Here is a 6,870-nt window from a genome sequence, read left to right on the forward strand (position 1 = left end):
GCGGTCAGTTGCCCGCGCCCTTCCCGATGTAGAGCTCGGCGAACGCCGCCGCGGCCGCCGGCGAGTCGAGAATGCCGCGCAGCCGGGCGGCCGCGGTGCCCGCCTTGAAGGGGACCCCCGACGACGGCCCGTGCAAAACCTCGGAGAGCCACTGGGAGAACTCCTGGTACTGCCACACCCGCGGCAGGCACGCCTCCGAGTAGCCGCTCAGGTCGTTGTCGTCCCCCTCAGCGCAGTAGGCGACAAGCGCGTCGCCGAGCAGCAGCGCGTCGTGCAGCGCGAGGTTCATTCCCTTCGCGGCGATCGGAGCGGCGAGGTGGGCGGCGTCGCCCGCGAGGTACAGCCGCCCGTAGGACATGGGTTCCACGACGTAGTTGTGCATGTCGAGGACGCGCTTCTCGACCAGTCGGCCCTCGGTGAGCGGTGGCGCCCCCGCCACCGAGAGGCGGGCACGCAGTTCGGACCAGACACGCTCGTGCGACCAGTTCTCGGGGTCGTCGCCGGGCGGGCACTCCAGGTAGTAGCGGGTGACCTCGGGGCTCCGGGCCATGTGGGCCGCGAAGCCGCGCGGGTGGATGCCGAAGACGACGCAGTCCGATGACGGTGGCGCCTCGGCGAGGAGAGCGAGCCAGCCGATGCCGTAGTCGTGCCGGGCGACGGTGGCCCGCTCCGCCCCCAGGCAGGTGCGCGTCACACCGCGCGCGCCGTCGCAGCCCGCGACGGCGTCGCATTCGACGCGTACGCGCTCGCCCGTGGCCGGGTCCGTGTACGACACCGAGGGGCGGTCCGTGTCGATGTCGTGCAGTTGCACGTCGCGCACGCCGAAACGGATGTCACCGCCCGCGCGGTCGGCATAGGCGCGCACCAGGTCCGTCACCAGCAGAGGCTGGGGATAGACGAAGTGACGGTTCCCCGACAACTCGCCGTAGGCGAACCGGTGGCGCTCCCCCGCCCATCGGAACTCGCACTCACCGTGCGTCTGCGCGTGCGCGAGGAGCCGGTCGGCAAGGCCCCGCTCCTCCAGGGCACGCACCGCCCACTCCTCGATGAAGCCCGCACGGGGACGCTGTTCGATGAAATCCCTGCTCTCCGTCTCCAGGACCACGCAGTCGACAGAGGCGGCACGCAGGATGTTGGCGACGGTGAGTCCCGCCGGTCCGGCTCCTACGACGACGACGCGAGGGCGCCGTCGCGACGCGGAGAGCTGCGGAGTTGAGGCGAGGTCCATCCGAGAATTATGACGGGGACACGACGAGAGGAGTGACCGCCCCGACGGAACGGACGCCCATGGATGTGGTGCGACAATCTGCCCTGGACCACGCCCGTACCCGATCACCGGTGCGTGCGTCGGTCCCGTTGCGGGAGGCGCCGGTCATGGACGTCACCGGGGCATCGGCGCCCCGGCCGACCGGCGGTGGGGAGGAGTCGACGGTGGTGGAGTGGCGATATATCGCCAAGGGTGTGCGGGTCGTGCCTGAGCCTGTGGCCACGCCTTTCATCTGGACGGGCGCGTACGCGGGCGCCTTCGCACTGGTGACTGTGCTCGATCTGCTCGGTGCGCTCGACCGCACGGGACTCGCGCTCGCGGCTCTCTCGGTGCTCGCCGCACTGCTCGGTGTGCGGGGCCGTTTCGCCGCGGCGCCGGGGACTGCCCTCTTGTGCTGGATGCTGCTGAACTTCTTCGCCGCCCACCCCATCGGGGAGATCTCCTGGGCCGGGCACCGGGATCCCGAGTGGATGGGCTGCCTGCTGGTCGCGGCTCTCATCGGCACGACGGCGGGCCGCGTCGTTCACGCACGCGCCGCGTACCGCCGCGTCAGCCCGTTCGACGGCACGAGCTGACCCGAGGTCCGGAGCACAGCAATTCGTTTCCTGTGGCGCGGGGATGCTTCTACTGTGGCGCGGTGACGACTCAGGTGATCATCCTCAATGGCGGTTCCAGCTCCGGGAAGTCCGGCATCGCCCGGTGCCTCCAGGCGGTCCTCCCGGATCCGTGGCTGACTTTCGGGTGCGACACGCTGGTCGAGGCGATGCCCGCGTCCATGCGGACCGCGTCGGAGGGGATCGAGGTCGCCGCGGACGGCGGGGTGAGCGTCGGCCCGGAGTTCAGGACGCTGGAGGCGGCGTGGATCGAAGGGGTCGTGGCGATGGCCCGCGCCGGCGCACGGGTCATCGTCGACGAGGTCTTCCTCGGCGGCGCGGCGTCACAGGAGCGGTGGCGGAAGTCCCTCGGTGATCTGCCGGTGTTGTGGGTCGGCGTCCGCTGTGACAGCACGATCGCCGCGGGCCGGGAGACCGCGCGGGGTGACCGTGTCGCCGGGATGGCCGCCTCCCAGGCGGAGGTGGTCCACCACGGCGTGCTCTACGACATGCAGGTGGACACGACGGCCACGGAGTCCCTGGAGTGCGCGCGAGCCATCGCCGCCCGCGCCGTCTGAGCGGCGGCAGCGGCGGCCACCGCCCTAGGCCAGCCCCCGCCCGGACGCCGAGCCGCGCTCCGCGGCCCGGCTCGCCCGCGCCACGGTGGCGGACACGCTCGCCCGGGCGGCGTGAACAGACGGCGGATCCGGCCGGCCTCGACCTTTTGCAGTACGTCGAAGTGCACGCAGGCATTTGATTCGATCCGTAAGAATCAGTTTTTACGGTCGCGTGCTGGGAAACCGGGTGTACGAGGTCGCGCGGCGACGCACGGTAATTCATCACTATTGAGCCAAGGTTCTATGGAGGCCCCATATGTTGAAGGCCATCGCAGATGTTGTCCGAGCCATCGGTGGAGCCATCGCCACGGTTGTCACGCTGCCGTTCCGCGCCGTCGCGCGGCTCTTCGGCGGCGCTTCCGACAGCGCGCACGGCCGCCACTGAGAGCCGTACCGAAATGCCTGAAGGCGTCCGGGGCACCAGGTGCCCCGGACGCCGTCGGTGTCAGTGCCGCTCAGTGGCCAGGACCGCTGTAGTAGCCGCCGAGTTGGTCGCGGTAGGCGGGATCGCCCAGGTGCTTCTCCTTGTCGAACTCGGGCGCGTTCTTGATCTGCTCCTTGGTCCGCGAGACCAGGATCTTCCGCTCCTCGTGGTCGATGGCGGTGACGGTGCTCGCGGGAAGCAGCACCTCCTTGCCGAAGATCCACACGCCGGTGTCGACGACGATGTACTGGTTGGCGACCTCGTCGGAGTGCTTGTCGACCTTGCCGATGTGCCCGTCGGCGGCCTCGACCTTGTAGCCCGTCAGATCGCTGTCCGGGCCGTGCCCGGCAGTGGGAATGTAGCTCCAGATTTCGTTGCTCATCGAGAACTCCTCAATTGCTTTTCCCTGATTTCCCCTGAAGGTCAAGGCAGGGATTCGAATAACGGGAGGGGATGATCAACCTCCACCGCATCGAGTGCCCTGCCGAAAAGAGGCCAAACAGAGAATTCCGGCCTCCATATCGGGACTCCTACGTGTGCGTCATGGTTCATCGGGCACCTGGGACGACGACAGTCGCGTAAGCGATCCCCGAGCGCCGAAGGAACGCATGAGGCCAGAGGTGCATCCAGCCGACCCGACACGTCACCGTGCCCGAGTGGCGGACGGGCGTGCTGCTCATGGTCCACTCGGACCTGTGCGACACCGGCACCGAGGACGACGAGCACGCCTGGGGGAGGAAGTACCCGATGCCCGCTGAGAACCAGAGTCCCTCCCCCGACCACGGCCTTCGAGAGCCGCGCCGCACGAGCCCCGCCCTGCCCGAGCCCCGCGGCCCACTGTCCCGTCTCGTGGTCGCCACACTGCGCACCGGAGGGAGTCCGGGGCCGCTGTCCCTCGACACCCACGACGCCGACCCCTACGGCGACGATCTCCAGCTCGCCCTCTACACCCTCTACGAGCTGCACTACCAAGGCTTCGACGGCGTCCGCGAGGATCTCGAATGGGACCCCGAACTCCTTGGGCTGCGCCGCGCGCTCGAAGGGCGCTTCCTCGGCGCCCTGCGCGCCAACTGCCGCTCCACGGACAGCGCCGACCGCGCCCTGGCCGACCTGCTCGTGGAGCCCGTCGGCCACAGCCGCACCAGTGTCAGCCACCATCTCCAGCGCGACGGCGAACTGTGGCAGCTTCGCGAGTACGCGGCGGCGCGCTCGCTCTACCACCTCAAGGAGGCCGACCCGCACGCCTGGGTCATCCCACGGCTGCACGGCCGGGCCAAGGCGGGCATGGTGGCCGTCGAGTTCGACGAGTTCGGGGCCGGCCGCGCCGAGTACATCCATGCCCGGCTCTTCGCCGGCCTCATGGAGGACCTCGCCCTTGAGACGTCGTACGGGTACTACCTCGACGCCGCCCCGGGCGAAGTGCTCGCGACGGTCAATCTGATGTCCCTGCTCGGTCTGCACCGGGTGCTGCGCGGCGCCCTGGTCGGGCACTTCGCCGCCGTCGAGGTGACCTCGTCCCCGGGCTCGCGGCGGCTGGCCGACGCCATGCGCAGGAGCGGCGCCGGACCGGCGGCGGAGCGCTTCTACGACGAGCATGTGGAGGCCGACGCCGTTCATGAACAGGTGGTGCGGCGTGAGGTGATCGACGGCCTCCTCGCGAGCGAACCCGGTCTGGAGACGGACGTCGTCTTCGGCATCGAGGCCACGGGCTTCCTGGAGGACCGCCTCGGTGCACGGCTCCTGACCGCCTGGCGCGACGAACGCAGCGCTCTTCGAAGGCCGTTGACGACGGCGGGATGACGGGTCGGGGGTCGACCGGCCGGTGCCCCCAAGGCGTCACACCGGGCCGCGACCGGGCGCGGCCTCCCCGCGCACCCTGCTGATCTGCGCCAGCGCCTCCCGCAGGCTGGTGGGCCGCAGCGCGCCGCGCACGGTGGGCCCCGCCCAGCCGGGCCCGCCCAGCATGACCACCGGACGGCCGCGGGCACCCCGTACGCCCCAGCGGGTGTCGGCGATGTGCCGGGCCAGCGGGACGCTCGCGGTGGAGCGGGCCTGCGCCCACAGGACGACGACGGCCGGGCCCGTCCTGCGCACGGCCTCCGCGACGGCCTCGACCGGCACCGCGGCGCCGAACATGCGCTGCGGAACGCCGAGTTCGCCGAGGGCGGCGCTGAGCGCCTCCAGCGGGAGGGAGTGGTTCTCACCCGGTACGCAGGCAAGGACGAGAGGCGTTTTCATGGCAGGCGCACCAGCGGGGGCCAACGAGGCCGGAGCTGTGGCACAGCGGTGCAGGGCGCGGGAGACGTGCCAGGAGAGCAGGTGTTCGACCTCCACGTAGCGGTCGCCGGCCTCTTCCCACTTGCGGCCCACCGCGTGCAGCGTCGGCACCATCACCTCCTGCCAGGCGGTGACCAGGCTGTGGCTCTCCACCGCGTCGGTGAGCAGGTCCTCCACGGCGGGCGAGTCGAGCCGTACGGCGGCGCGCGAAAGGCCGCGCCGTTGGCGGACGAACATGTCGGATGACCGCACCGGCGCCGGGCGTGCGGGCCGTCTGCGTCGCGGCACGGCGGCGGAGCCGGGGGCGGACTCCGATGCGGACTCGGCGGCGGACCCGGAGTCGAGCAGCTTGAGCGCCTGGCGGGCGGCCTCGGCCGGCGGCACCCCCGCCGATGTGAGACGGCCCATCTCCTCCACCATGGCGACGTCCCGCTCGGACCAGCGGCGATGGTGGCCGGTATCGCGCCGGGCGGGGCCGAGTCCGTACCTGCGGTCCCATGTGCGCAAGGTCGTCGGTGACACCCCCAGACGTCGCGCCAGAGCACCTGTGGTGACTCCCGTACCCGCCGACTCGCCGTTCTGTCCGCCGTGTTGCCCCTCGCTCATCCGGCCAAGATACGACGCACAATCGATGCGAGTTGCTGTGTACCGGGGGATGTTCCCAGTATGACCGGATCGCGGCCGGGGCCACGGCGCGACTGCCCGTTTCCGTTCGGTCGGACGGCGATTGCGATCGCCACGAGGAGCTGACGAAGCGTCGATGAGCGCACTGGTGTCACTGCCGCCGCGGATCCCCGCCGGGGAGCAGGCCACGGATCCGGCTACAGATCTGGCCAGAGGTCTTGTCGGCGGGGACGAGGCGAGCCTCGCGGCGGTGTACCGGCAGTGGGGGCCTCTGGTGCACGTCCTGGCCCAGCGCGCGCTGGGCGACAGCCGAGAGGCGGAGGACATCACCCAGCAGGTGTTCCTCGCCGCTTGGCGGGGGCGGGCAGGCTACCGCCCCGAACTCGGCAGTCTGGCGGCGTGGTTGACCGGCATCACGCGGCACAGGATCGCCGACGCGCTGGCGGCGCGCACCCGCCGGGCGGCTCTCGTCCAGGGCGCCGGGGCACAGTACGTCGCCATGGACCACCCGGCGCTCGAAGGCATGGACTCGGCGGTCGACCGGGCACTGATGGCGCAGGAGCTGGCGAGGCTGCCGGTCTCGCAGCGGACGGTGCTGCGGCTGGCGTTCTACGAGGACCTCACGCATCAGCAGATCGCCGAGCGCACCGGGTGGCCGCTTGGCACGGTCAAGAGCCATGCGCGACGCGGTATCCACAGTCTGCGGCTCCGTCTGGAGGACGTGCGGGACGACCGGTGAGGAAATCCGGATGCCGGTGCGTCCGAGCGCCTCCTCGGGGCGGCAGCAAGGGGTAGCTCAGCTCGTCATGCCCGTCACGTGCTCAAGGCCGGCAGGATCGCCCGGACCCTGCTTCCTGTTCGGCCTCAGCGGAGTCGGTGCCACTGAGGCTGCCGCCGTAACTCCGCTACGGCGGCCGAGCGGGCTGTGGGGGGGGGCGCCCCCCCGCGCGCCGGCCCCCCAGGGAGCCCGTTCCCTAATGGCCGCCGGGGGCCGGGGCCACCGGGGCCCCGGCACGCCGTCGGTGTCAGTGCCGCTCAGTGGCCAGGACCGCTGTAGTAGCCGCCGAG

General features: G+C 71.0%; 8 protein-coding genes. 5 read left to right on the top strand and 3 right to left on the bottom strand.

Annotation, left to right across the window (positions count from 1 at the left end; translation table 11 throughout):
* Positions 1 to 4 precede the first annotated feature (4 nt).
* The gene (locus tag ACFVXC_RS40000; RefSeq protein ID WP_389916317.1) at positions 5 to 1,228 is read right to left on the bottom strand and encodes a 4-hydroxybenzoate 3-monooxygenase; all 1,224 of its coding nucleotides are present in this window, start codon (positions 1,226 to 1,228) and stop codon (positions 5 to 7) included.
* A 146-nt stretch (positions 1,229 to 1,374) separates the two neighbouring features.
* On the opposite strand from ACFVXC_RS40000, the gene ACFVXC_RS40005 reads away from it, so the two are divergent.
* The 3 genes from ACFVXC_RS40005 to ACFVXC_RS40015 all read left to right on the top strand — a co-directional run bounded on the left by ACFVXC_RS40005 (position 1,375) and on the right by ACFVXC_RS40015 (position 2,862).
* Complete coding sequence (locus ACFVXC_RS40005; protein WP_389916319.1) at positions 1,375 to 1,842, top strand: hypothetical protein; 468 nt, start codon at positions 1,375 to 1,377, stop codon at positions 1,840 to 1,842.
* A 62-nt stretch (positions 1,843 to 1,904) separates the two neighbouring features.
* Positions 1,905 to 2,438 (top strand): chloramphenicol phosphotransferase CPT, encoded by a 534-nt coding sequence (gene cpt, locus ACFVXC_RS40010; RefSeq protein ID WP_389916321.1) that lies wholly within the window; start codon positions 1,905 to 1,907, stop codon positions 2,436 to 2,438.
* Between the two features lie 295 nt (positions 2,439 to 2,733).
* Positions 2,734 to 2,862, top strand: a complete 129-nt coding sequence (locus ACFVXC_RS40015; protein ID WP_389916323.1) for an LPFR motif small protein — start codon at positions 2,734 to 2,736, stop codon at positions 2,860 to 2,862.
* 70 nt (positions 2,863 to 2,932) lie between these two features.
* Here ACFVXC_RS40015 and ACFVXC_RS40020 read toward each other — a convergent pair whose 3' ends face one another.
* On the bottom strand, positions 2,933 to 3,283 hold the full coding sequence (locus ACFVXC_RS40020; protein WP_389916325.1) for a PRC-barrel domain-containing protein: 351 nt from the start codon (positions 3,281 to 3,283) through the stop codon (positions 2,933 to 2,935).
* A gap of 365 nt (positions 3,284 to 3,648) precedes the next feature.
* On the opposite strand from ACFVXC_RS40020, the gene ACFVXC_RS40025 reads away from it, so the two are divergent.
* The gene (locus ACFVXC_RS40025; RefSeq protein ID WP_389916341.1) at positions 3,649 to 4,701 is read left to right on the top strand and encodes an iron-containing redox enzyme family protein; all 1,053 of its coding nucleotides are present in this window, start codon (positions 3,649 to 3,651) and stop codon (positions 4,699 to 4,701) included.
* A 36-nt stretch (positions 4,702 to 4,737) separates the two neighbouring features.
* Here the strand turns inward: ACFVXC_RS40025 and ACFVXC_RS40030 are convergent, their stop codons facing one another.
* Positions 4,738 to 5,784: a MerR family transcriptional regulator gene (locus tag ACFVXC_RS40030; RefSeq protein WP_389916327.1), complete on the bottom strand. Its 1,047-nt coding sequence runs from the start codon at positions 5,782 to 5,784 to the stop codon at positions 4,738 to 4,740.
* A gap of 154 nt (positions 5,785 to 5,938) precedes the next feature.
* Here ACFVXC_RS40030 and ACFVXC_RS40035 point away from each other — a divergent pair, with 154 nt between their 5' ends.
* On the top strand, positions 5,939 to 6,541 hold the full coding sequence (locus ACFVXC_RS40035; protein ID WP_389916329.1) for an RNA polymerase sigma factor: 603 nt from the start codon (positions 5,939 to 5,941) through the stop codon (positions 6,539 to 6,541).
* Positions 6,542 to 6,870: the final 329 nt, after the last annotated feature.

Source organism: Streptomyces sp. NPDC058257, from assembly GCF_042881845.1.
Taxonomy (GTDB): domain Bacteria; phylum Actinomycetota; class Actinomycetes; order Streptomycetales; family Streptomycetaceae; genus Streptomyces.